This window comes from Spirosoma radiotolerans, from assembly GCF_000974425.1.
Lineage (GTDB): Bacteria > Bacteroidota > Bacteroidia > Cytophagales > Spirosomataceae > Spirosoma > Spirosoma radiotolerans.
In genome coordinates this window covers 3,130,845-3,154,994 of sequence record NZ_CP010429.1, presented here as the reverse complement: position 1 = coordinate 3,154,994, position 24,150 = coordinate 3,130,845, and the positions used below count along the sequence as shown (strand labels likewise).

The window sequence follows — 24,150 nt, the reverse complement described above, 5'->3', positions numbered from 1 at the left end:
ACATTTCTTATCCTGACATGAAGCAAAACCGCTGGCTTTTTCTATCACTACTTTTTTCATCACCCTTATTTGCCCAATCGAATCTTAAACTTTGGTATAACCAACCGGCCGCCGTCTGGACCGAAGCACTGCCTGTTGGCAACGGACGTATAGGGGGGATGGTGTTTGGCAATGTTGACAATGAACTCATTCAACTTAACGAGAGCACGCTTTGGTCGGGTGGCCCGGTAAAAGGGAATATTAACCCAGAATCACCCTCGTATTTGCCAAAAGTTCGTGAAGCCCTGGCACAGGAGAATTACAAGCAGGCCGTTGATCTGGTAAAACACATGCAGGGACTTTACACCCAGTCGTACATGCCACTAGGGGATTTGTCGCTTAAACAGAATATTAACGGGGCTAAGCCGACTAACTACTATCGGGATCTGGATATTCAGAAGGCCGTGGCGACAACCCGATTTACGGTGAATGGGGTAGTGTACAAGCGAGAGATTTTTGCTTCGGCTCCCGATGGTATACTAGTTGTTCGACTGACTGCCAGCAAGCCAGGTCAACTTACGTTCGATGCATCGACCAAAAGCCCATTGCGGTTTCAAAATACCGTCAGCGCAAATGGCGAATTGGTGATGAAGGGGAAAGCACCGGCTCAGGTCGATCCTAATTATTATAATCCAAAAGACCGGCAGCACATTATTTATGAGGAATCGGAGGGCTGTAAAGGCATGCGGTTTCAGCTACGCCTGAAAGCCCTTAATAAAGGGGGCAGTGTTCAAACGGATTCCGCAGGGATACACGTTCGAAAGGCAACTGAAGTCGTACTGCTCGTGGCTGCAACGACCAGTTTCAACGGGTATGACAAGTGCCCTGATAAAGACGGGAAAGATGAGAACAAGCTCGCGGAGGAGTTAATCCGGCAGGCTAACGGCCGTGATTATCAAGCGTTGCTTGCCCGGCATACGGCTGATTACCAATCCTATTTCAATCGGTTTTCCTTTCAGGTGACCGATACAACGGCCACGAATGCCAATGCCGCCTTACCCTCCGACCAGCGTTTGCAGAAGTACAGTGAGGGAGCCTATGATCCCGGTGTCGAAACGCTTTATTGCCAGTATGGGCGTTATTTGTTGATTTCTAGCTCGCGTTTACCGAACGTGCCGGCCAACCTTCAGGGAATCTGGAACAACGAGTTACGGGCTCCCTGGAGTTCTAACTATACCATAAATATCAATACCCAAATGAATTACTGGCCCGTTGAGGTCACGAATCTTTCTGAGTTACACCAGCCTTTAATAAGCTTTATTGGGCAACTGGCAAAGACGGGAGCCGTTACCGCCAGGGAGTTTTATAACATGAAAGGGTGGGTAGCGCATCACAACACCGACATCTGGGCAATCTCCAACCCTGTAGGCGACCAGGGGCAGGGTGATCCAAAGTGGGCAAACTGGAACCAGGGGGCAGGCTGGTTGAGTCAGCACCTCTGGGAGCATTATCGGTTTACGGAGGATAAAAAGTTTCTGCGTGAAACGGCCTATCCCCTGATGAAAGGGGCGGCCCAGTTCTATCTGGATTGGCTTGTTGAAGATAAAGACGGGTATCTGGTCGTGTCTCCGTCCGTATCCCCGGAAAATGATTTCATTGACTCCCATGGTCAGCCAGCCTCTATTTCAATAGCGACCACGATGGACATGTCGATTATGTGGGACCTGTTTACTAACCTGATTGATGCGTCAACTGTCCTGAATACAGATGCCGAGTTTAGAACGTTGCTTATGGAGAAGCGGAAAAAGTTTTACCCGTTGCACATTGGTCATAAAGGGAATCTTCAGGAGTGGAATAAAGATTGGGAAGACGTCGACCCCCAACATAGACATGTGTCTCATTTATTTGGGCTGCACCCTGGCCGACAAATTTCGCCCATCAAAACGCCTGATTTTTCGGCCGCGGCCAAAAAAACGCTGGAACTACGGGGCGATGCCGGAACGGGTTGGAGCCGGGCCTGGAAAATCAATTTCTGGGCAAGGCTGCTCGATGGAAACCATGCGTATAAACTACTGCGGGAGTTATTGCAGTTTACCAGCCAAACCCAGACTAGTTATGTAAGTAAGGGCGGAGGGGGCACCTACCCCAATTTTTTTGATGCTCACCCGCCGTTTCAGATCGACGGCAATTTTGGTGGGACCGCTGGTATGGCCGAGATGTTGATTCAGAGCCATTTAGACGACATTCATTTGCTGGCCGCGTTGCCTGATGCCTGGAAAGACGGACGCGTAAACGGCTTGAAAGCGCGAGGTGGATTTGAGCTGGGTATGGAGTGGAAGAACCACCAGTTAGCCAATGCTACCGTTAAGTCGCTGTCTGGCGAGCCCTGTAAGCTAAGGACCAGCCGCCCGATACGAGTACAAGGGGCTAAAGCAACGTCGACTAAAACCGATATGGGGTATGTGACCTCGTTTACTACACAAAAAGGGTCTGTTTATCTGCTTACTGGTTTGTAAAAGGCTAAGTACCAAACAGCCAGAGGCTGTTTTAGTTAATGACTGTATAGGCTAAAAACAGCATGGGCCCTGATTTATGAATCAGGGCCCATGCTGTTTTTAGCCTATACAGTCCTACTAGGAGCCAGAACCAGACGTCATGAACAGTTGCAACTTCATCTGGTCATTCTGGCGGAACTGGTCGCCAAGTGTCACCCGTTGTATAAGTGTTTTCAGCGTATATATGCCGCCAGACGGCGCTGGAATACTTAATAAAAGCGGTTGGCTTAAGGATTTTTTCTTTATGATCTGACCAATGTAATAGGTCAAATCAATGGTGTAGTTATCCGTTAACAAAGGAGTTATTGGATCGGGGGCAATAGAGTAACCCGCTCCGGCAACATCAGCGCCTGTTGATCCACCCGGTATGGTTGCAATAAACTCATTCTGGGAGTTGGTCTGGTAAAGTTGCAGACTTGTCGGTGGGGAAGTGTTATCACGGGAATCACGCCGAACGGGGCTGATGACCAGAAGCGCTCTGTTTAAATCCGCAAAGTTACCTGGCCGGAAAAAATCATTTAAGTAGGGAAACTCAATGCGCGTCTGAAGCCCGGCACCTAGGGCAACAAATGTGGTATGGTTGGTCAGGTTACTGCTCACAACGTCGGAGCGATTTTTCAGCGCACTCAATGGAGTACCCGTCCGATCGTTCTTAAACGACGTGAAGTGTAGCGACGTTATCGGGAATAACAACGTTGAGGCTGTTCTATTGACATCCGTATCGTGGTAATAAAGGCGCAGGCCACTTACCGATGGATTCGTCGTAAAACCTAGAAATGTATTCGTGGTCGACTTACTCAAAAACGCAAAACCGGGCAAAAAGTCATTCAGAGTGATGTTGTCCGTAATATCTCCACTGATGAGTTTGTCGTATAAGCCTTGTGCCAGCTCGTCCGGAATTCGAATCTGAAGCAACCGGTTTCCGCTAAATTGTTGAGGAACGAATGTTCGTTCTATTACAGGCTTTGCCGAATACCCAACGGTGCTGGTGTTAAAGTAATTCTGTGCGGGCAGGGGTCTACTCAAAGGATAAAGCCCAAGAGTAAAGGCCGAGGTTGTATCGCCATACGTGAACGAATAGCCTAGTTCCAGCACGAGCGAATCGAGCCGCAGATTCGTTTGGGAGACCAACGAATTGGATGGGTAGTCAATTGCCGCAAAAGCTTGTGTGCTTTGTTGCCCGGTTTGCGCGTCTTTCCATTGACCGACAACCATATCCACATCGCCCGAAGTCAGAAACGAATCAGAGCGCATAACCGTAGCGGTATTGATCGACACCGAATCGACGGATTGGATCTGTAACTGCTGTGGATTGATCACCGACTGTCCCACATTGAGATCGCCCGATTGGCAAGCAAATAGCACTATACCGGCCAGCCAAAGCAAACCGGCGTACCAGAGAGTACGCATAAGCAAATAATTCAGGGAATTTTTACGCCTAACTGGCGTAGTTCGTCATTCGTCAGGGTAGGCAGGGCCTTGTCCTGTTGTATTTTCTCAACCACCCGCTCACCAACCCGCTGGGCTTGTGCTGCGCTGGAAAAGCCTACTATACCAGGCTGGCCCGGTATAGTAGGCTGATGAATGAATGGCTTTCCGTGGTTCAGAATGGCATACCCCCAACCGCCCGATGTTGAAAAAACCTCAACCGTATAGGGGTTTTGCCGCTGATAAATAGTATAGGCTGTCAGAATCGCCAGCACCAGCAACACCAGAAGCAACCCCTTTCGAACTACATTCGTCTGTGCTGGTTGGTTCATGTTTGTTGAGGCATTCTGCACCTTACAATACCTGTTCTATGGTTGGATCGAAATCCCACAAATCGTCGAAGCGGTTTGTGCCGTTACTACCCGTCGTTACATAGCCTTTGTTGCCAATGGCAAAACCAACGGCGTTGATCCGGTTAGCACCTTCAAACGAACCCAGGGTAGTCCATGTGTCCGCTGTTGGATCATACTGCCAAACGGTTGTGTTGTCGCCGAGCGTAACGTAGCCTTTTCCATTGATGGCAAAGCCAACGCCATTGCTGCGCTGTACCGCCTGATCTGTCAGGAAGTCAAGTTTCTGCGTCCATACATCTGTTGCAGGGTCATACACATACCAGTCCCGCTGAGCAGTACCGTTATTGTTGCCTGTACCAGCGTAAGCCATGTTGTTGATGACGAAAGCAACGGCACCAACCCGTTTTGCCCCCCCGTAACTGGCTACTTTCGTCCAGGCGTTGGCGGTTGGGTCATAGGCCCACATATCTTTCAGGTAGTTACCGTCGTTGCCGGTTCCAACATACCCTTTGTTGCCAATCGAGAAAGCCATCGTACCATAACGGGCTGTGCCGCCAAAGTCCGCTACTTTCGTCCAGGTGTTGGCGGTTGGGTCATAGGCCCAGAAATCTTTCAGCTTGTCGCTATTGATGTTGATACCTGTACCGATGTAGCCTTTGTTGCCAACTGCGAAACCGATACCTGAATAACGGGCAACGCCCCCGTAATTGGCCTTTTGCGACCAGGCATTTTTGGCTGGATCGTACGCCCAGAAGTCCTGGAGACGTTCGTTGCTGGCATTGCGGCCAGTACCCATGTAAGCAATGTTATTGATCACGAAGCTAGCCGCTTCAGAACGGGCTACTCCTTCAAATTCGGATTTAACTGTCCAGTCGCCCAGAACAGATACCGTAGAATTACTATTACAGCCAACCAGTAAACCAGCCCAGCCGATGGCAACAACACCCAGTGCCCAGTTGATGCGCTGCTGTTTTTTGGATTTCTTAGTTGCAGAGGAGAGCGAGGTCTCAGAAGCTACGGATTGCGGCTCGGAACTAGATGCCGAGAATAATCGGAATGGTAAATGAATCATGAAAAAGAGCGTAAACGAACGAACTAAAACGTAAAGTTATACCAATTTGCGTTAAAAACGACGATTTTACCATCCCGACTGGGATGAGTCAACCCATAAAGAAGTCTTTGGGAGTCACCTGTAAGTCGGCTTCGAGCGAACTCGGGTGATTAAGTGGTCAAATTCGTCCCACAAAATTACGTCAAACCAGTCTTACATACCAACGTACCCATCTCATAAAAATTCTTAATTATTGCCATAGGGAAGAAAAGGTTAGTGGTTTACAAAAACGACTACAGCACAAAGACCCTCTTTGTGCTGTAGTCGTTGGAATGGTAATCAAAAAAGGGAATTATAACTTCACGTTCTTCAAGGTCCGGATCATGGATTGACCGCCTGCCTTTTTCTGAATAGACGACCCCATTTGCAAAAGTGGGTTTCGGACAGCCGCTGCCCGACGACCATTAGCGCTATTACCCGAGATTTCCGACAGCGCTTCGTTCAAGAGTGGCTCATTGACGTCGCCCAGGGGTAACAGATTAATCGGCTCCTCGACCTCAACGGTAGGAGTAAAGCCTGTTGAATAATCCGATTGCCCCGCGCTGTTATACGACCGGAAAACAATGGGCTGCATACCCCACTTAATCTTGCCTGTGTCGTCGGTGATGGTGATCGATCCCACGTTTTTACCATACGTAGTCGTACCTATCGTTGTTACGGGCATGTATGGACGAAGGCCATTGATGATAAGTTCGCTGGCCGAAGCTGTATGGTCAGTTGTTAAGACGAATACCCGAGAAAGATTGTTACCGATGTTCTGCGACTTGTCGAGAAAGTTTTGCACGAAGAAACTGCTGCCGTATTCCTGCTGCAACAGGGGCGTAATTGTCGCATTCCACTCTTCACGGAAGTACAACTTACTGGAATTGACGCCTTTTCCTATCAAACTGGCCAAGTTTGCCGATGAGGACGTGTATCCGCCCGGATTGTAGCGCAGGTCGAGCACGAGTTCATTTACGCCCTGCGCTTTGAACTTGCTGAAAACAGCATCCATCTGAGCATCGTATTCATTGGCTTTGCTACCGTTAGCACCCGGCACAAACTGGTTGTACACAAAATAACCGATTTTTTTGCTGCCGATGGTATAGACCGAGTCCAGAAACACCGGGTTCTCCTGAAACACCGTAGCCGTCACGCTCCTCGTCTGATCGGAATCGACCAGTGTCGAACCACTGATTGTTGCCAGGCCAAAGGTATACGTCGGACCCGTCGATAACAGGTCTGAATAATTTGTTGTGTTGAGCAATTGGCCATTCACTTTAGAGATGACGTCACCCCGCTTTAAACCGGCTTTCTCTGCCGGAGAGCCAGGGAGTACATACAACACCTGAGCGATGACACCTGTTGATCCTGTAGCACGCAGATAGAGGTTATAGTCCATCCCCGTCGTTACCGACTGGCCGCTCAATTCGGCTGTCAGGGTATTCGCATCATTTTCGATCCACGAAAAACGGTCGCCTGTTGGGTTTTTGGTGGCGTCGTATTTATAGAGGATCGAGTCGAAAAATAAGTCAGGTGCCAACGTCGTATCCGGATTGGCCGGAATCTTGTCGTTCCAGTAATACACTTCCCGCATATTACTCAAAATCCAGCTGTCGACCGTTGTATTTTCGCTGGTTGTCGTTGTCGTCTGAGGAGTAACATCATCCGTCGTTTTTTTGCAGCCGGACAGAGATAAAATAAATCCAGCCATCAATAGCCATTGTATCGACGATTTTTGGGTAAATAACTGATTCATAGAAGCCGTTTTGGCCTTGTTCACAACGTGTTGTATCATAGATCTGTTGGATAAGCGGAAAAAGTCTTACCTGTATAGTTTACGATCCCCAAACGCTAAATGTTGCAGGAAATCATTAGAAAGTGAGGATTTAATCAGCATTTAATCCTCTTTTCCTATAGAGTAAATTAGTATAAAGGAAAACGGCCTGATTTCCTGAAAAGTATGGGGATAAGCGGGGAGATAGTATAAATCGTCAGGGTTTATTTTGTATCTTTGACATAATAAACCTGGCGACTCAGTCCATTCGGATTCCGAAGATTCTTTAAATGCTACCGGCTTGTTAGTCTTTGGAAAAGTCTCCGAAATTTTAGCAGTCGATACCTTTAGTCGCCAGTCATCATTTCATAAACTTAGTTGACGTAACTTCCAGTGGAAAGACGTAACGCGTTAAAAACAATGGCTGGGGCCCTTGGCGGGCTAATCAGCCTGCCGGCCTGGGCCAATGGCTGGTCAACCGAAACGGTCCAGTCTACCCAACACTTTCTTTCGATCAATCAGGCCGACCAATTAGCCGAGCTCGTTGAAACCATTATTCCGGTTACCGATACGCCCGGCGCTAAAGCGCTGAATGTGCACCAGTTTGTTCAGAAAATGGTAGCTGACTGTTACGATAAAACTACCCAGGAAAATCTGCAGAAAGGCCTCGATTCGCTCGATGACCTGGCCAAGGCATCGTTCAACAAGACTTTTGCCGAAGGAGATACCGCGCAACGCACCGCCCTGCTTACACAATTGTCAAAATCGACCGATACAGCGCAAAAAGACTTTTATTCGCTGGTGAAGAACCTGACCATTCGGGGCTACATGACATCGGAATATGTGATGACCAACCTGACGCATTACCAGTTTATTCCCGGTCATTATTATGGCTGTGTTCCCGTTAAAGCCAAGACCGCTTCTCAACCCAAATAGGTCGTCGGTTTACGGTTTGATGTTCACGGTTAGCTGACGCATGAGTGCCACTTTCGCAGGTACATGAGCGCGTCAGCCAACCGTAAACCACAAACCCAAACCACAACCGTAACCACTCTATACATGTCATACCTGAATATAGACGCTCAGGCGCTTAACACATACGACGCCATTGTTATTGGATCGGGCATCAGCGGGGGCTGGGCTGCTAAAGAATTGACGGGGAAAGGGCTTCGGACACTCGTTTTGGAGCGGGGACGCGATGTTCGGCACGTAACCGATTACCCGACCACCAACATGCAGCCGTGGGAGTTTGAACACCGCAACCAGCTTAAGCGAGAGGTGCGGGAAGCGAACCCTATTATTAGTAAATGTTATGCCTTTTATGAAGGCACCGAGCAGTTTTTCGTAAAAGATGCGGAGCACCCTTACATCCAGGAGAAACCATTCGACTGGATTCGGGGCTATCAGGTGGGTGGTAAATCCCTGATGTGGGCGCGGCAAACCCAGCGGTGGAGTGATTTCGATTTCGAAGGGCCTGCCCGCGACGGCTTTGCGGTCGACTGGCCGATCCGGTACGCCGATATTGCTCCCTGGTATAGTTATGTTGAAAAGTTTGCGGGCATTTCGGGTAATAAAGATGGGCTGGCTACCTTGCCCGACGGCGAGTTTTTACCTCCCCACGAGTGGAACTGTGTCGAAAAACATTTTCAGCAGAAAGTAGCGGGTAAATACAAAGACCGCCACGTGATCATGGGGCGGGCAGCCCACATTAGTCAAGCCAAACCGATCCATTTCCAGCAGGGACGGGCGCAGTGCCAGCACCGCACAATTTGCGAGCGGGGCTGCCCCTTTGGCGGCTACTTCAGCAGTAATGCATCTACGATTCCCTGGGCGGCCAAAACGGGTAAAATGACGCTTCGGCCAAACTCTGTCGTCCATTCCATCATTTACGATGAAAAGAAAGGCCGGGCTACGGGCGTGCGGGTAGTCGATGCCAACACGAAGCAAATGACGGAATATTACGCGCGTGTTATCTTCCTGAATGCAGCCGCGCTGAACTCGAACTTGGTCTTGTTAAATTCAACCTCCCATCGCTTCCCGAACGGGCTGGGTAATGACAGTGGTGTACTGGGCAAATACGCGGCTTTCCACAATTATCGGGCGGGTATATCGGCTGAGTACGATGGCAACCTCGATTCAACCACCGACGGACGTCGCCCCAACAGTCCGTATATTCCCCGCTTCCGAAATGTACACAAGCAGGAAATGGGCTTTCTGCGAGGGTATGCGGCTGGTTTTTCAGCCGGACGCGGTTCGCGGTCTGACCAGAGTGGGGTCGGGGCCGACTTGAAAGAAAGCCTGCTCAATCCGAAATTAGGCGGCTGGTATGTGGGGTCGCACATGATGGGCGAAACCATTCCTAAAGAAAGCAATTACCTGGCCCTCGATGCCTCGCAGAAAGATCCGTTTGGGATTCCGCAACTGAAAATCTCCATTGCCTACGATGACAATGATGACAAGATGGTGAAGGATTATCAGGAGCAGCTTACTGAGATGTTTACCGAAGCGGGCTTTAAAAATATTCGCGTCCGGGATAGCCACGCCAGCCCTGGCCTCGATATTCACGAAATGGGTGGTGTTCGGATGGGCAAAGACCCTAAAACCTCAATGCTCAACAAATGGAACCAGCTTCATGCCGTTAAAAACGTGTTTGTGACCGATGGTGCCTGCATGACCTCCACATCGACACAAAACCCCTCACTGACCTACATGGCCCTAACAGCCCGTGCCGCCGATTATGCCGTCAAAGCTATGAAACAAGGGTTGGTTTAAACGGTGTTGGTAATAAGCCGACTAGTAGCCTGTGCAGCCTGTTCCGGCTTAGAATCGCACAGGTTACGGGTTAGCTTATTACTTCTTAAGTTGCTTTTTTACCTTTAAAAACTAAATGCACGGGTACGAGGCCCGATGCCCTTAACTAGTTTCCTTATCTCATGAATCAATTTCCTAAAATTACCCGCCAGCAGTTCCTCAAATTAAGTGCCTTGGCCACGTCGGCTGCTTTATTGCCTCAACTGAATGCGTTTGCCGCATCACCTAAAAAGGTGGGTTTGCAGCTCTACACTCTGCGCGATTTGATGGGAAAAGATCCCGAAGGTACGTTGAGAAAAGTGGCTGCTATTGGCTACAAAGAAATAGAATCCTTTGGCTACTCAGATGGCAAATTTTTCGGCAAAACACCTAAAGAATTCGCTGCGTTGATAAAAGAGTTAGGCATGACGGTGCCAAGTGGCCATTACACGACCGGCAAAACGATGCCGAAAATGAAAGGTACACTGACAAACGATTGGAAGCGGGCGGTCGATGACGCAGCTGCGATTGGTCAGAAGTACATGGTTTGTGCTTACCTGTTCCCCGACGAACGAACGAAACTGGATGATTACAAACAATTCGCCGACTTGTTTAATAAATCGGCAGAAGTATGCAAATCGGCTGGTATTCAGTTTTGTTACCACAACCACGACTTTGAGTTCAAAGAAATGGATGGTAAAATGCCTTATGACGTATTGCTCAGCGGCACCGACAAGAACCTGGTGAAGCTCGAACTGGATCTGTATTGGGCAACCATGGCGAATCAGGACCCCGTTGCTCTATTCAAAAAGCATCCCGGCCGGTTCCCCCTCTGGCACGTGAAAGACATGGAGAAAACCGCCGAACGGGCGTTTGCCCCCGTTGGCACAGGTTCGATTGACTTCCAACGAATTTTCGATGCGAAGAAAACAGCGGGTATGACCCATTACTTTGTAGAGCAGGATGTATGCAAGCTTCCACCTTTAGAGTCTATTGCAATCAGTTATAAAAATATTCAGAAGTTAACCGTATAGTACGAGTCAGGCATACGGACTTTTTTAAGTTGTCAACAAAAATGCCCGTTTGGAACCTACTAGGTTTCAAACGGGCATTTTTGTTGATGTTAACTATTGGTTACCTATATAATTGAATAAGGAATTAGATGAAATCGTGACAAAGCTGAGACCCAGACTTGCTTGACTAACAGAGTATTTATCTTTAGTCTGGTCAGGCACATACTACAGGAATTTAACAACGCCATACCAGAAAAGGGCGGATGTCGATAGTAGAATAGACCAGGCTGCTATGTTCTGAAGGTCGGTCGTCGTTAAGCTAGTTGTAACTATAATACGGATTTTCATGGGTAGAAAAGCTTGGTTAATATGTATTGCTAGTTTGTAGCAAACACTGTACCAAAAGGCGAACACAAATCAACTTTCATTTTTTTTATGCATTTTGATATCTGCTAGTTACTATATAGTCTGAGTATAAATACCTATATAATTTGTAAAGAATTAAGTAGGAGAGCCAATTTTAGGGAAAGGTCTTATTTTCTGATTATCAACAAGTTATATGTCCATTATTGCCTATAATAATTGGTATTTTTCTATCTTAACATAAAATAATTCAAATATTTCCTAATATTGCGTAAGAGTAAACCATGAGTATTCATATCATTAATTTTAGTATGTTATTATATACTGTATGGTTGTCTGTAAATGAATTTGCTGATGAACCTGTACCAAAATTTAACAAATCAACTTCTGTTGTTAAATGAAATCTCTAAAATCCATGAAATGGTAACCTTGGTACTGACAGATAGGTGAGTAGTTTATTACTAATTCATTCTGTAGACTTGTACAATTACTATTTATCCACCAGACACTATCGGTCTTAACAGCAGCAATTTTTTTGCGCCACGAACAGGTGTGTCGATTCTTGATACCATATGAAACATCCATCTAATTTGGTCCTGCGTTTGCCATCTCCCGACCAGATGCATGATGAGAAAACGTCGGTTGACCAAGCTACTCAACTGCTCGAAGTCGCTCCTCACGCTTCCCATTCTCTGCAGGATTTTGCTCAACTTCTAGCTCGGTATAAGCGGGCAGGTTACGAAGCTATTGAACACTTGAATTCGGCTCACCATGAGGCCCAATAAGCTGCTAAACAGCCTATTAGCTTAGAGTACACTATTGATAGTTTCGGGTTTGTTTTTATGAAATTTTCGTAGCATCGGGTTTGACGGCAGTGGCCGCCTGCTCGGTGTTGACGATATAATGAATGCATTGGACGATCGGCCGCTGCTGTTTACATCTGATGCTACGAAGTCAATTACTTTATCTCCACTTAAATGTTAACTAAAACTACTTGTACATGGCTATTACATATGCTCCCAAACTCCGCAAAGTTCGTCGGACACCCATTTTGGTTGTCGAGAATAACCCGGACCAGTGGCTTATCATTCGTGCAGCCTTAGCTCAATCCTTTCCGGAAGTTGAACCAATCTGGAAAAATCATCCGCTTCAAGTTTTGTCGTTTCTGGATGAGTGTGCATCGGATAGTCGGTCTATCCCCCGACTAATTTTGATGGAACCGTACTTGCCCAACCGAAAAGATGGCTGGGCTTTACTGGAAAAAATAAAAGCTCATCCCCGCTATCAACTCATCCCCGTGGTTGTTATGAGCCATTCCGAGATAGTTGAAGACATTACCGAGGCTTATTCGATGAATATTGCCTCGTATATTACCAAACCAACAACCTATCATAAGTGGGTGTCGTGTTTTCAAACGCTCCGTCGCTATTGGTGGGAGGTAGTAAGCTTCCCTACATCCGCTTAACACTATAGCCAAAAATTTGTGGCTGTATCACCCTAACCTAAATAACGTAATTAAACGGAATTTATAGCCGTTTTGTGATCCCGGCCCGTCCGAACCGGCGGACGGGCCGGGATCACAAAACGGCTGTTATTATTTATAGTGAATAAATGACAGTCATGTGTTTATGTAAAAAGAATGTACTCCCGATGCATTGAGTGTTTGTTTACAAACGGTCAGAGATGAATTAGACAACGCAGGCATAGCCCTCTAATTGGTTCATGTAAGCCGCTAATTTGTCAATAAAAACGGTTGTGTAGGGGGCTTGCTGTTTCGTTTTCAGGGTAGCCGCATACCATGTCCGCAATACCCGCTGTTCCGTTATTGGAACGGCCACCAATTGGCCCGACTGCAAATAGGGTTTTACTACCCAGGTAGGCAGGACAGCAACGCCCAGTCCGGCTTTTACCATCTCCAGAATAGCCTCAGTCAGCGTGATTTTATAGACCTTAAGCGGACGTCGATGCTTGAATAGCATCATGAAATTTGAGCTTTCTTCCTCCGGAATATTGTACATGATGTAATTCTGACTGGAAAACTCCTCCAGTTCTACCCAGCAGCGACCCGCCCAGGCATGATCAGGGGCAACGATGGCCACAAACTCATCCTGGAAAAGCGGTGTATACGAAAATTTGGGATTTTGCTCGCCTTCGGTAATAGCTACGTCAATCTTATTCGCCAGTAGATGAAAGTCAGCGTCGTGTGTACCAGCTTCCAGCTCAACATTGACGTCAACTTTGGGATAATGTAGCTGGAACTCCCGCAGAAAACCGGCCAACCAATGATAAGATGTATAGCATTGGGTACAAAGCCGGACCTCACCCACTTCAATATCGGTCAGCTTTCGAACTTTAGCTCGTGTATCCGCTACCTCCGCCAGAATCCTTTCAGCAGCCTGCAGCACAACTTCGCCCGCCTGGGTCAGTATCATCTGTTTTTTATCGCGAATGAAAAGCTGCGTATTGAAAGAGCTTTCCAGCTCTTTTAGTTGATGACTTAACGCTGATTGGGTCAGAAAAAGCTGATCGGCGGCCTTGGTCAGGTTACCGCAGGTCGCTACTTCTCTCACCATCTGTAGGTGCCGGATTTCCATGATGAATTAAATTCATGATTTTGACAAAAATAATTCGCTTTACTAATAGGTCAAAACCCCGCACCTTTGATTCAGCCAATTAAGGCGAATAAATCAAAGGAATACAATGAAAACGTCTGCACAACATGTTGTAAACGCATTGATCTTGAGCATGCTGTTTCTGGCAGCCGCACCGATCAACGCACAAGCCGGGATGACGAACCCTGTTGATTCAGGGAGGGGCGGGAAGTCGTTCGAAGTAGGTATGTATATGGAGTCGAACTGGACGATCAACCTGATGATGGCTGTCTATCTGCCGAAGCGCGTGGTTGTTACGTTGCGGAATGAAAAAGGGGCCGTCCTGTTTCGGCAGTACTTGAACAAATCATCTGTTAAATACAGATTGAAATTCAGATTTGATGAAGCCGAATCTGGGGTGTATGACTTCGAAATTACTGACGACCGCGAAACCGTCGTTCGGCAGGTAACGATTGTCCGGATGCCCGCCGTCGAATCACAGCGGGTTATTACCTTCGGGCCACCGCGTAGTCTGTCAGTTGAGTAAACGGAATGAGCTTGTTTAAAAGGTCACCAGTCGAAAATTCTCTTTCTTATTGTTGAAACGTATTCTAGTAGCCTATGTACTCATCAATCCCGCTGGAATACGTTTCATGCATGTGCCGGTTAATGACGTCCAGGGTCAATCGCCTGATCTCATCGATATCCTGGCCATATTGTTTAAACAATGCTTTTTCGACGGAACTGCGTAATAAGGCGCATGCCCGCATCCGATCATTTGCTGCTGTCCAGGTGGGATCGTGCTCTATTTGGTCGTACCGAATAAAATCAAAGCGCGTCTTAGGCTCCGCAGGAGGTTCCTGACGCAAAGTTTGCATCATGTCATAGTACGTGTGCCATAATTTGGCCATGGTCATAAACTCCGTTCGAAAGCTGGCATTGGCGTAGATTTCCTCGGCCAATCTGCGATGGGTGTCCAGTAGGTCCTGTGCGGTTTTGCTTTTAGAAAAATCCTGATACCACCACATTGTCGAGTTGTCCTTTTCTACAGCATATCGCCGTTGGTAATTGGCTTTGAACACATACAACAGCACCTTATAGGGCTTTACCAGATCGCCTTCGGGGGGCTCTTCCGTATATGGAGTGTAAATTATTCCCTTGGAACCAACCTTGAAATACGCAAGATTCAGGTACTTATTGACAGGGTCCTCGGTAGTCAGTGAACAATTGGAAAGCGCCTGGTCAACATCGGAAGCCGCCAGCTTCTGGCTGGCTACATGAAGGTAAAGCTGAATAAACCGTTTGCGTTGTTGGGGCGCATCCAGTTGAGCAAAGGCGTTCAGCATGTCTGCCTCCGACAAAGCACCCTGACCAAATTGGTTAATGGCTATTTCCTCTTCCAGGCTCATAATCCGATAGGTATAGACGGCGATGTTTACTAACTAGCACCTTATTACGTTATCCTCCCAGACTGAGATAAGATTATGAAAAAAAGTATCCTTATCATCCTGGTGCTGGCGCTGGGTTGCCAGTCAACATCAACGGTTGATCCAGCCCCAGTACTGGAAGAAGACAAACCCATTATTCTACCTGCAAGCACCTGTGCCAGTTCATTAACGCTGGACGCACAGGTAACCCAGCGGGAAGGGCGGGTTGGGTATCGCGACGACCTGAACCTGTATTATATCAATGTATATCTGGGCGGCATCGACACCAGCTTAACCGGGCTGGTGTGTAACATGCCCGACGAATTGAAAACGGTCAATCAAAGCGTTATTTTCGACGGAGCCTACTATACGGACGTGAAAATGCCATCACCACGTCTGGGTGGAGAATCCATACGCTATCTGGTGCTTACGTCCGTTAAGAAAAAATGAGGAGCGTATCTATCTGCTTACAGATCTTCCTGAAATTCATCAAGTTCTTTTTTACCGGTAAATAATAGATGGTACATAGATGAGCATAAATACGCTACGTAGTAAACGACTCTCTTCATTGCTTAACAGTATAGTATAGCTGTAAAGATAAAACTAAAAACGGCATAAATAGCTGTTAAACAATAAAATAAGTAGAATGTACATTAATGTTAATTTAATGGGGATGCCTTGGGAGATTGAGTATTATTGCTTAAGCACGAAGGCGATTCAGTTCATTTTTGACGCAATAGATACTGGAACGCCATCAAGCAAGGTATAAGCAGGTAACGGTTGCAATGCATAATAAATGATTTTAGGGGATTGGAATTGGTGTTTTCTAGGATATGCTAAAAGACTATTTAGCTATCAAATTCCAATGTTAATAGAAGTTGAACCAGAGAGAATAGGAGATACTATCATAAGGTTTGCCTACACTGCAATGAAAAATATGAGAGCGAAAGGATGGATTCAGCTTTCTGTTGTTATGTATGTGTAAAAGCTTTGAGAAGAAAACTTAGAAATGATCTTTAATCGTCAATATTTTTGCATTAAGCTTCATAAATATTATTTAAGTATTTCTTGTATTTGTTTAAGAATATTAATGACCTCACTTGCAGATTTCTCAAATGCTGATTTTGCTTCGTTTGGTTCTTTTGAATACCACTCTTTTACTTCATTTAAAAGCTGTTTCTTTAATTTTTTCTTTAAAGATACCTTTTCATCTTTACTAAGTGTTAATGTATCTATATTTTCGATCTCTGATATTTGCTCTGAAAACTTATCAGGGTAATATTCTTCAAAATTATGTTTGCTGAGCTGTCTAAATTGATTATTAATTTTACCTTCTGGAAAGTATTTTTTTAATTTTTCAATTTCTGAATTTTCTTTTTCTCCTGCATCTATGATTACCCAAGCGCGATCTTTATAAAGTGAATCTAAATGAGAGTAAATGAAAAGGCTACTGAAGCTTTTATACTTTTCGCTAATACCATCAAATCCATTACTGGAAAACGTCCTTAACTTATTTCTGAGATCATCACAGAAATTTGGAATAAGAATTTCATTTATGATAGTTTCTGCTGAGGATTCTTCCAAGAACAACCAGCCTTTCCACAAAGCATAATCATATACATCGTAACCTAAATCTTCAAGTAGTTTAAGCCTATCTCTAGAATCGTTAGAAATTTCTAAAATTTTTGAATGTGGAATTTTAACAAAGGTTGAAAAATCGTTTGCAGTCGTAATCTGAAAGATTTTTGTTGAATTATTTGCACCAAGGGTTCTAACTACAATATTAGAGTGGGTAGAAATGAAAAATTGATTTGTTGTACTTTTTTCTAAAATAAGCTTTAAAAGAGCTTTTAGAGCTTTAGGGTGAATGTCGTTTTCCGGCTCCTCAATCAAGAAAATTTTGTCATCTGCTAGGCAAAGATCAGTAATTAGACCTAGAATATTGGGGACGCCATCTCCCATTGATGTTAGAGGAATACTTCTATAATCATCTATCGCAAATGCAGCATGCTTGCCTTCTTCATCTTGTTCAGTACCAATATAAAATCCTAATATATTTTCACAAGCTTCACGGTAAAGATTAGAAATATTTCTATTGGATGTAGATAAGAAGTCAATTTTGGCAAATAAATTACTTAAATCTTCTACTTTTTCTCTTTCACTTCGCAGGATAGATTTGCTGTAGCTTTTAAATCTTCTATTAGAGAAATACGGGTAAATTAAGTTTTTGTTTGAAATGCGTAAATATGGGTCAAAGGTCACATTTAGAGCGCTAGCCCCATCCCCTTTGTTAAACATTTCTATCCCTGAAGTTATTGCGAATGTATCACGTATCTTAGAAAAATTAAATTTTACTTTTACATCTTCTACCAGTTCAACTGTGTATGGATTATTAGGAAAGTTGTTGAAGTCATAAAAATTTTTATTAGTCTCTAAATTAATTGTAATTGAGCTTCTGTTCGTGTCAATAGTTCTATCTGCATCAGAAAAATTATATCCTTGCAAATGATAAATAGATTTTAAAATGGTAGATTTTCCCGAATTATTATGGCCAACAATTAAATTTATATTTTTTGACGAATCTATTGTGTGATTTCCGCCAAAGCACCTAATGTTTTCTAGGATAAATTTACTTATATACATAAAGCTTACCGTAATCTTTTTCTAAAAAGCTCACCAAATTTCCAAGTATGCTAAGGAGAAGGTAAGTTCATTACTTGAAACAATTCTTGTATCCAGTCAAAACTATTATTATTTTAGATACAAACCATACAAAAAAAAGCACTCAAATCGCTGATTATGAGTGCTTTTAATTATTCTATGCAGAGAGAGAGGGATTCGAACCCCCGGACCTGTTACAGTCAGTGGTTTTCAAGACCACCGCAATCGACCACTCTGCCATCTCTCTTTCTTGGGTGCAAATATAAGAACGTTTCGAGATTTGTCAACCCACTACGGGCCATTTTCAGCTAAAAAGCCTAATTTTGAGCATTGTTTTAAAGAATGTAAACGTAAACAGGTGAATCAGCCAATCGAAACGCCTTCACTGTCAGTACGTTCGCTCTTTCACGCTTTCGCTCGTTAAAATGGATACCCTGGAATCGCTTCCCTCGCTTGAGACCGCCCGCAAACTGGGCCTGCTACCCGAAGAATTTGATCGAATCGCCGAAATTTTAGGGCGTCGGCCAAATTTTACTGAACTGAGTATCTTCTCGGTTATGTGGTCGGAACACTGCTCCTATAAAAACTCCATCGTCTGGCTGAAAACGCTGCCCCGCGATTCGGATCGGATGCTGGCCAAAGCTGGTGATGAAAACGCCGGTCTGGTCGACATTGGCGATGGACTGGCCTGTTCATTCAAGATCGAATCGCACAACCACCCGTCGGCGCTGGAACCGTATCAGGGAGCCGCAACGGGTGTTGGCGGTATCAACCGCGATATTTTTACCATGGGTGCCCGGCCCATTGCGCAGTTGAACTCCCTGCGGTTTGGCGACCTGAACCTTCCCAAAACCAAGCGGTTGCTGCGTGGTGTTGTCAAAGGCATTGGCGATTACGGCAACGCGTTCGGGATTCCGACCGTAGGTGGCGAACTCTTCTTTGATGATTGCTACAACACCAATCCGCTGGTAAATGCATTCTCAGCGGGCATTGTGGAAGTCGGCAAATCGGCGAAAGCAACCAGCTTCGGCGTTGGTAATCCGGTGTTTATTGTTGGCTCGGCAACGGGTAAAGACGGTATTCACGGGGCCACCTTTGCCTCGGAAGACATCTCGGCTGCCTCCACAGACAAGCTACCGGCGGTGCAGGTGGGTGATCCCTTCATGGAGAAACTGTTGCTCGAAGCCACACTCGAAATCATTGCCACGGGCTATGTGATTGGTATTCAGGATATGGGTGCCGCGGGCATCATTTGTTCAACGTCGGAGATGAGTGCTAAAGGGGAACATGGTATGATCATCGACCTCGACAAAGTGCCAACCCGTCAGCCAAACATGGCCCCGTTCGAGATTCTGCTGTCCGAATCGCAGGAGCGTATGCTGGTCGTGATCGAGAAGGGAAAAGAGCACATTATTCAGGGTATTTTCGATAAGTGGGATCTGAACTGCGCCCAAATCGGGGAAGTAACGGCACGGGGCGAAAATGACCTCGGCCGTCTGCATTTCTACCGCTATGGCGAACTCGTTGCCGATGTTCCTGCTTTCGATCTGGTGTTGGGTGGGGGAGCCCCGCAATACCACCGGGAGTATAAAGAACCGGCCTATATAAAGGAATACGCCAAGTTTGATATTTCGGATGTGGATGATATCGAGAAGGAAGACATCCGCGAAATTGCCGAACACCTGCTGGCACACCCAAATATCTGCTCGCGGAAGTGGGTATACGAACAATATGATTCGATGGTGGGCACCGGAAACCGCAGCACCAATGCGCCTTCCGACGCGGCCGTTGTGCGGGTGAAAGGACCCGGTATTCCGGCAACCGATAAATCCATTGTTATCACCGTCGATTGCAACAGCCGCTACGTGAATGCGAACCCTCGTCAGGGTGCTATGATTGCCGTGGCCGAAGCCTGCCGCAACATCGTTTGCACCGGGGGCGAACCGCTGGCGGTCACCAACAACCTGAACTTCGGTAATCCCTATGTACCAGAAGTTTACTGGCATTTTGTGGAAGCGGTTCAGGGCATGGGCGAAGCCTGTCGCCGGTTCAGCACACCCGTTACGGGCGGTAACGTTAGTTTCTACAACCAAAGCTCCGACGATGGCCCGGTATTCCCGACGCCAACCATCGGTATGCTTGGCCTGATGGAAGATCCGGCCCACCGCATGACGCTGGACTTCAAGAACGAAGGCGACCTGATCTATCTGATCGGACAGTCGACGAACGACATTGCGTCGTCGGAGTACCTCTATTCATTCCTGGACATCAAAGCGTCGCCCGCGCCCTATTTCGAATTTGACGATGAGTGGCACGTGCAGGAGGGCATCAAAACCATGATTCGCAAAGGCTGGCTTCAGTCGGCCCACGACGTGTCGGACGGTGGTTTGTTTGTTACGCTGGCCGAGTCAGCGATGGCGGGGAACAAAGGCTTTGAGATTGTTTCGGACGACCGTCACCGGCTGGATTCATTCCTCTTTGGGGAGAGCCAGAGCCGCGTGGTCGTCACCATTTCACCCGAACAGCAGAAGCATCTGGAAGGCTACCTGCATGATACGGTTATGCCGTTTATGCTCCTGGGCACCGTGACGGATTCAGCGCCCGCGTTCGTGATCGACGGCACTCCGATTATGACTCTGGCTGAAGCAAAGGATCTGTACGACAATGCATTGGGTAAGATTATGGCTTAGACAAGGCGTATTTTCAACAAGTAAAAAACGATTAAAAAAACGGCCGATGATGCGCCCGGTAAGTTGCTTGCTGGCGCGTCACCGGCCATTTTACATCCTAACTAATTCTATGGCACTTGACCTAGCCGCGATTACCCAGGAAATCTGTACCATTGCTACGGATGCGGGCGCTTTTTTACTTCAGGAACGGAGTCGCTTTCAGCGCGAAGCCATCGAATACAAAGGGTTGAATAACCTGGTGTCTTACGTAGACAAAGAAACCGAAAAGCAGTTGGTCGAAAAACTGCGGCAGTTACTGCCCGAAGCGGGTTTTATTACCGAAGAGGGCACTACGGGGCAGGAAGCGGATCAATCGGCGCTGAACTGGATCATTGACCCTCTGGATGGGACGGCCAATTTTATTCATGACCTGCCCGTCTTCTCGGTGAGCATTGGGTTGGCGCAGGGGAAAACGCCCATTGCTGGTGTTATCTACGATCCTAACCGGAATGAATGTTTTTCGGCCTGGCAAGGAGGAGGGGCCTTTTGTAATGGCAGGCCAATCTCCGTTTCGCCCGCCACCCAGTTGGGTGAGAGCCTGATTGCCACCGGTTTCCCATATTACGCGTTTGACAAAATGCAGGCATATCTGCGCATTCTGGAATCGCTGATGCAACAAACGCACGGCTTACGCCGAATGGGGTCGGCGGCTATTGACCTGGCTTACGTTGCTGCGGGTCGGTTCGAAGCGTTTTACGAATACAACCTAAATTCCTGGGACATGGCCGCTGGGGTACTACTCGTTCGGGAAGCCGGTGGCGTTGTCAGCGACTTCGAAGGTGGAGATGACTTCCTGTTCCGGGGCGATGTGGTGGCCGCCTGTGGTATCCACCCGGAGTTGATGAAGGTGATGCGTGAGTTCTGGCGGTAACGTACAAGACAGCCTCTGGCCGTCTGAGTGAAGCTAATTTGTGACTTATGTCTGGGTCAAGCTCTGGCTTGGCCCTTGTAGTCTCTATAGCCAAGCCAGAGACTGGCCCAGACAATACGGTCACTCAGACAGCTTCCAACTGTCTGGGACACACATCAGCTGGACTAGTCATTTTTTGAAAACCGGACGAATTTGACTGGGCAGCAAAAAACTATATTTGTGTGGTAAGTCTGGAAAAGCAGGCTTCTGTATACAACCATACTTTCGAATTCGACTCGTCCTATGCAAGATCTGGAGGCACTCAAATACCCTATTGGCGACTTCGTTTACGGCCAATCCTTTTCGGCTGACGATACCCGGCAGCACATTTCGGCAATTGATGAACTGCCCATCAAACTGACTGAGCTGGTTGGTAAGTGGGGTGATGACCGGCTGGACACACCATATCGGCCGGAGGGCTGGACAATTCGGCAACTGGTCCATCACATCGCTGATAGCCATATCAATGCGTATGTCCGTACGAAGCTGGCGCTGACGGAATCTAACCCAACCATTTCACCCTATGAAGAAGGTGAATGGGCAAAACTGCCGGATTCTACCCTCGACATTGCACCCTCGCTGGTTATTCTGCGTAATCTGCATCAGCGGTGGGTAACGGTGCTGGCTGCTCTAACCGATGTCGAACTTAGCCGTACGTATTTTCACCCCGGTAGCCAGCGAACGTTTACCCTTCGGGAAGTGATTGCTCTGTATGCCTGGCACGGCGAACACCACTACCAGCACGCGTTTAGACTCGCCCAGCGGAACGGTTGGAGCGAAAAAAATGTATGATGTAGTAGGTATGATGTATGGCTATGCATTGTAATTGGGATACATACATTCTATAGCCTACATCGTACCTACTACATCATATACGCCTTATGCAGGAACTCCTCATTTTTCTGATTTTTGCCGTGGCTTTAGGCTATTTGGGTTATCGGGCTTACCAGAATTTTTCAGCGAAAAAGGCGGGTTGTGGCAAAGGATGTGGCTGTGCCACAGATACTAAGCTGTCGGCACGGCCTACCGCAAAATGAATATACGTTTGGGCCTATAACATTTTAATAGGCCTGTAGTTAGTTGTAGCAATGAATGCTCAGCGAATTACCGGATTAATTCTTCTACTCGTTTTTATTCTAGGTCTGGACGGGTGCCATCGCGTTCGCCCGGACGCGCCGGTTCAGGAGGAATTTGAACCGGCTGTTACCGACCCGGTTTCGTACATGGCCGGGAATTTAACCTTTAATATCAGCGACTTAGAAACGAAAATTAACCGGTCGCTTTCCACTACCCTGGTTCCTGAAGAGACCTTTGAAGGCCGTAAAGGAGAAGCCTGGAAACTACGTGTAGAGCGTACCGGCCCGGTGCGTATCCGGTACGCGAATCGAAAAGTATATTTCTCCGCCCCCCTGCAAGTTTGGTATACAAATCCGATTGGTCTTCGTAAAGCCAATAAACGCAAAAGTCGGCCACTCTGCGCGCTCTCCGTAACGTTTAACAGCCCCGTGGGCGTTAGCTCGTCCTGGCGGCTGGCAACAAAATCCAATTTTGAAAACTACCAGTGGACACAGGAACCGCAGGTGCAGATGCTGGGCATAAAGTTCAATGTAAAGAAAATTGCCGAAAAAATTCTGGATAAGCGACGGGCTGATATTGAAGCCGCTATTGATAAAGCGGTCTTTAACGGGCTCCGGCTTGATCGGGAAGTGAAGAAAGTCTGGCGGGATATGCAAAATCCGCTGCGGATTGCCAAAGTGCCCGAAAATTTCTGGCTGCTTCCCAAGCCGTTTAGCATCGCTGTAGCGCCTGTTTACGGCAATGCAAAACAAATCACGGTGCCCATTCAGATTGCGTTTCGGGTAAAAACGCGTTTGGGCCCCAAGCCATTGGTTGATTCGCTGGAGCGGTTGCCCCGGTTGCTGCGCCGAAACAGCCTGCCCGACTCAGCCCGCATCGAAGTGCTGGCCTTCATTCCCTATACCGATGTAAATACGGTATTGGCGCACAGACTGATCAAACAAAAACTTAATCTCGCGGGTGGTAATGTGACCGTAAACAAGGCGATGGTCTATGGCAGTGGCCGCAAGCTGATCTTGAAAGCGGATGTAGGAGGCCGCGTGAAAGGAACGTTGTTTTTCCACGGGAACCCGCATTACGACACCCTGACGAACACACTTCAAATGCTGGACGTTGATTTTGACGTAGATACGAAAGAACGGCTGTTTGCAACGGCTGACTGGCTGCTGCACGATCACCTTCGCGACACGATTCAGGCGGCCATGATTATACCGCTTCGTCAACAGATCGCCACCATTCCCGACAAAATAGAAACAGCCTTTGCCAATGCCAAAGTTGGTCAGAAAACGGCCCTCAATCTGGATACATTCCGGCTCATTCCGCAGCGCATCGTTATCCGGCCTGATGGGGTTCAGGTGTTGATCAAGGTAAAATCTAAGGTAGCCGTAAAAGTAAAAAAGCTATAAC

21 protein-coding genes and 1 tRNA gene are annotated in these 24,150 nt (G+C 47.0%); 13 read left to right on the top strand and 9 right to left on the bottom strand.

Annotated features, from left to right (window positions below):
- The first annotated feature begins 17 nt into the window (after window positions 1-17).
- Entirely contained in the window at window positions 18-2,495 is a 2,478-nt protein-coding gene (locus SD10_RS12800; protein ID WP_046574141.1) for a glycoside hydrolase family 95 protein, read from the top strand.
- Between the two features lie 117 nt (window positions 2,496-2,612).
- Here SD10_RS12800 and SD10_RS12795 read toward each other — a convergent pair whose 3' ends face one another.
- From SD10_RS12795 to SD10_RS12780, 4 genes are all read right to left on the bottom strand, one after another.
- Window positions 2,613-3,944, bottom strand: a complete 1,332-nt coding sequence (locus SD10_RS12795) for a DUF4270 family protein (RefSeq protein WP_046574140.1) — start codon at window positions 3,942-3,944, stop codon at window positions 2,613-2,615.
- Window positions 3,945-3,955: 11 nt separating this feature from the next.
- Window positions 3,956-4,294, bottom strand: a complete 339-nt coding sequence (locus tag SD10_RS12790) for a DUF4907 domain-containing protein (protein ID WP_046579463.1) — start codon at window positions 4,292-4,294, stop codon at window positions 3,956-3,958.
- Between the two features lie 22 nt (window positions 4,295-4,316).
- Window positions 4,317-5,387 carry a Kelch repeat-containing protein gene (locus SD10_RS12785; protein WP_052731176.1) on the bottom strand — a complete coding sequence of 357 codons (1,071 nt, stop codon included), beginning with the start codon at window positions 5,385-5,387 and terminating at the stop codon, window positions 4,317-4,319.
- Between the two features lie 331 nt (window positions 5,388-5,718).
- On the bottom strand, window positions 5,719-7,164 hold the full coding sequence (locus SD10_RS12780; protein ID WP_046579458.1) for a S41 family peptidase: 1,446 nt from the start codon (window positions 7,162-7,164) through the stop codon (window positions 5,719-5,721).
- Window positions 7,165-7,602: 438 nt separating this feature from the next.
- Here SD10_RS12780 and SD10_RS12775 point away from each other — a divergent pair, with 438 nt between their 5' ends.
- The 3 genes from SD10_RS12775 (at window position 7,603) to SD10_RS12765 (ending at window position 11,006) form a co-directional block, all read left to right on the top strand.
- Window positions 7,603-8,118: a gluconate 2-dehydrogenase subunit 3 family protein gene (locus tag SD10_RS12775; RefSeq protein WP_046574139.1), complete on the top strand. Its 516-nt coding sequence runs from the start codon at window positions 7,603-7,605 to the stop codon at window positions 8,116-8,118.
- 123 nt (window positions 8,119-8,241) lie between these two features.
- A complete protein-coding gene (locus tag SD10_RS12770) occupies window positions 8,242-9,954 on the top strand; it encodes a GMC oxidoreductase (protein WP_046574138.1) in 1,713 nt (570 codons plus the stop codon).
- Between the two features lie 161 nt (window positions 9,955-10,115).
- Entirely contained in the window at window positions 10,116-11,006 is an 891-nt protein-coding gene (locus tag SD10_RS12765; RefSeq protein WP_046574137.1) for a sugar phosphate isomerase/epimerase family protein, read from the top strand.
- A gap of 204 nt (window positions 11,007-11,210) precedes the next feature.
- Here SD10_RS12765 and SD10_RS30260 read toward each other — a convergent pair whose 3' ends face one another.
- Window positions 11,211-11,333 (bottom strand): hypothetical protein, encoded by a 123-nt coding sequence (locus tag SD10_RS30260; RefSeq protein WP_262507413.1) that lies wholly within the window; start codon window positions 11,331-11,333, stop codon window positions 11,211-11,213.
- 587 nt (window positions 11,334-11,920) lie between these two features.
- Here SD10_RS30260 and SD10_RS29445 point away from each other — a divergent pair.
- On the top strand, window positions 11,921-12,133 hold the full coding sequence (locus tag SD10_RS29445; RefSeq protein ID WP_148562440.1) for a hypothetical protein: 213 nt from the start codon (window positions 11,921-11,923) through the stop codon (window positions 12,131-12,133).
- A 215-nt stretch (window positions 12,134-12,348) separates the two neighbouring features.
- On the top strand, window positions 12,349-12,813 hold the full coding sequence (locus SD10_RS12760) for a response regulator (protein ID WP_046574136.1): 465 nt from the start codon (window positions 12,349-12,351) through the stop codon (window positions 12,811-12,813).
- A 223-nt stretch (window positions 12,814-13,036) separates the two neighbouring features.
- Here SD10_RS12760 and SD10_RS12755 read toward each other — a convergent pair whose 3' ends face one another.
- Complete coding sequence (locus tag SD10_RS12755; protein WP_046574135.1) at window positions 13,037-13,942, bottom strand: LysR family transcriptional regulator; 906 nt, start codon at window positions 13,940-13,942, stop codon at window positions 13,037-13,039.
- Between the two features lie 106 nt (window positions 13,943-14,048).
- Here SD10_RS12755 and SD10_RS12750 point away from each other — a divergent pair, with 106 nt between their 5' ends.
- Entirely contained in the window at window positions 14,049-14,486 is a 438-nt protein-coding gene (locus tag SD10_RS12750; RefSeq protein ID WP_046574134.1) for a hypothetical protein, read from the top strand.
- Window positions 14,487-14,550: 64 nt separating this feature from the next.
- Here the strand turns inward: SD10_RS12750 and SD10_RS12745 are convergent, their stop codons facing one another.
- Complete coding sequence (locus SD10_RS12745) at window positions 14,551-15,348, bottom strand: DUF5958 family protein (RefSeq protein ID WP_046574133.1); 798 nt, start codon at window positions 15,346-15,348, stop codon at window positions 14,551-14,553.
- Window positions 15,349-15,423: 75 nt separating this feature from the next.
- Between SD10_RS12745 and SD10_RS12740 the strand changes: the two genes are divergently transcribed.
- Window positions 15,424-15,816, top strand: coding sequence for a hypothetical protein (locus tag SD10_RS12740; RefSeq protein WP_046574132.1), 393 nt, complete (start codon window positions 15,424-15,426; stop codon window positions 15,814-15,816).
- 603 nt (window positions 15,817-16,419) lie between these two features.
- Here SD10_RS12740 and SD10_RS12730 read toward each other — a convergent pair.
- Both SD10_RS12730 and SD10_RS12725 read right to left on the bottom strand, forming a co-directional pair.
- The gene (locus SD10_RS12730; protein ID WP_046574130.1) at window positions 16,420-18,009 is read right to left on the bottom strand and encodes an ATP-dependent nuclease; all 1,590 of its coding nucleotides are present in this window, start codon (window positions 18,007-18,009) and stop codon (window positions 16,420-16,422) included.
- A 180-nt stretch (window positions 18,010-18,189) separates the two neighbouring features.
- Window positions 18,190-18,274, bottom strand: a tRNA-Ser gene (locus SD10_RS12725).
- Between the two features lie 178 nt (window positions 18,275-18,452).
- Between SD10_RS12725 and purL the strand changes: the two genes are divergently transcribed.
- The 5 genes from purL to SD10_RS12705 all read left to right on the top strand — a co-directional run bounded on the left by purL (window position 18,453) and on the right by SD10_RS12705 (window position 24,149).
- Window positions 18,453-20,717, top strand: coding sequence for a phosphoribosylformylglycinamidine synthase subunit PurL (gene purL / locus SD10_RS12720; protein ID WP_046574129.1), 2,265 nt, complete (start codon window positions 18,453-18,455; stop codon window positions 20,715-20,717).
- Window positions 20,718-20,826: 109 nt separating this feature from the next.
- Window positions 20,827-21,627: an inositol monophosphatase family protein gene (locus tag SD10_RS12715; protein ID WP_046574128.1), complete on the top strand. Its 801-nt coding sequence runs from the start codon at window positions 20,827-20,829 to the stop codon at window positions 21,625-21,627.
- 282 nt (window positions 21,628-21,909) lie between these two features.
- Entirely contained in the window at window positions 21,910-22,458 is a 549-nt protein-coding gene (locus SD10_RS12710) for a YfiT family bacillithiol transferase (protein ID WP_046574127.1), read from the top strand.
- Between the two features lie 89 nt (window positions 22,459-22,547).
- Window positions 22,548-22,703: a FeoB-associated Cys-rich membrane protein gene (locus SD10_RS29115; protein ID WP_082111589.1), complete on the top strand. Its 156-nt coding sequence runs from the start codon at window positions 22,548-22,550 to the stop codon at window positions 22,701-22,703.
- 51 nt (window positions 22,704-22,754) lie between these two features.
- Window positions 22,755-24,149: a DUF4403 family protein gene (locus SD10_RS12705; protein WP_046574126.1), complete on the top strand. Its 1,395-nt coding sequence runs from the start codon at window positions 22,755-22,757 to the stop codon at window positions 24,147-24,149.
- The last annotated feature ends 1 nt before the right edge of the window (window position 24,150 follow it).

Excerpts from the sequence above, each read along its gene's own strand:
- SD10_RS12800 (WP_046574141.1), top strand. The coding sequence starts at position 18 with ATGAAGCAAAACCGCTGGCTTTTTCTATCACTACTTTTTTCATCACCC.
- SD10_RS12795 (WP_046574140.1), bottom strand. The coding sequence starts at position 3,944 with ATGCGTACTCTCTGGTACGCCGGTTTGCTTTGGCTGGCCGGTATAGTG.
- SD10_RS12790 (WP_046579463.1), bottom strand. The coding sequence starts at position 4,294 with ATGAACCAACCAGCACAGACGAATGTAGTTCGAAAGGGGTTGCTTCTG.
- SD10_RS12785 (WP_052731176.1), bottom strand. The coding sequence starts at position 5,387 with ATGATTCATTTACCATTCCGATTATTCTCGGCATCTAGTTCCGAGCCG.
- SD10_RS12780 (WP_046579458.1), bottom strand. The coding sequence starts at position 7,164 with ATGAATCAGTTATTTACCCAAAAATCGTCGATACAATGGCTATTGATG.
- SD10_RS12775 (WP_046574139.1), top strand. The coding sequence starts at position 7,603 with ATGGCTGGGGCCCTTGGCGGGCTAATCAGCCTGCCGGCCTGGGCCAAT.
- SD10_RS12770 (WP_046574138.1), top strand. The coding sequence starts at position 8,242 with ATGTCATACCTGAATATAGACGCTCAGGCGCTTAACACATACGACGCC.
- SD10_RS12765 (WP_046574137.1), top strand. The coding sequence starts at position 10,116 with ATGAATCAATTTCCTAAAATTACCCGCCAGCAGTTCCTCAAATTAAGT.
- SD10_RS30260 (WP_262507413.1), bottom strand. The coding sequence starts at position 11,333 with ATGAAAATCCGTATTATAGTTACAACTAGCTTAACGACGACCGACCTT.
- SD10_RS29445 (WP_148562440.1), top strand. The coding sequence starts at position 11,921 with ATGAAACATCCATCTAATTTGGTCCTGCGTTTGCCATCTCCCGACCAG.
- SD10_RS12760 (WP_046574136.1), top strand. The coding sequence starts at position 12,349 with ATGGCTATTACATATGCTCCCAAACTCCGCAAAGTTCGTCGGACACCC.
- SD10_RS12755 (WP_046574135.1), bottom strand. The coding sequence starts at position 13,942 with ATGGAAATCCGGCACCTACAGATGGTGAGAGAAGTAGCGACCTGCGGT.
- SD10_RS12750 (WP_046574134.1), top strand. The coding sequence starts at position 14,049 with ATGAAAACGTCTGCACAACATGTTGTAAACGCATTGATCTTGAGCATG.
- SD10_RS12745 (WP_046574133.1), bottom strand. The coding sequence starts at position 15,348 with ATGAGCCTGGAAGAGGAAATAGCCATTAACCAATTTGGTCAGGGTGCT.
- SD10_RS12740 (WP_046574132.1), top strand. The coding sequence starts at position 15,424 with ATGAAAAAAAGTATCCTTATCATCCTGGTGCTGGCGCTGGGTTGCCAG.
- SD10_RS12730 (WP_046574130.1), bottom strand. The coding sequence starts at position 18,009 with ATGTATATAAGTAAATTTATCCTAGAAAACATTAGGTGCTTTGGCGGA.
- purL (WP_046574129.1), top strand. The coding sequence starts at position 18,453 with ATGGATACCCTGGAATCGCTTCCCTCGCTTGAGACCGCCCGCAAACTG.
- SD10_RS12715 (WP_046574128.1), top strand. The coding sequence starts at position 20,827 with ATGGCACTTGACCTAGCCGCGATTACCCAGGAAATCTGTACCATTGCT.
- SD10_RS12710 (WP_046574127.1), top strand. The coding sequence starts at position 21,910 with ATGCAAGATCTGGAGGCACTCAAATACCCTATTGGCGACTTCGTTTAC.
- SD10_RS29115 (WP_082111589.1), top strand. The coding sequence starts at position 22,548 with ATGCAGGAACTCCTCATTTTTCTGATTTTTGCCGTGGCTTTAGGCTAT.
- SD10_RS12705 (WP_046574126.1), top strand. The coding sequence starts at position 22,755 with ATGAATGCTCAGCGAATTACCGGATTAATTCTTCTACTCGTTTTTATT.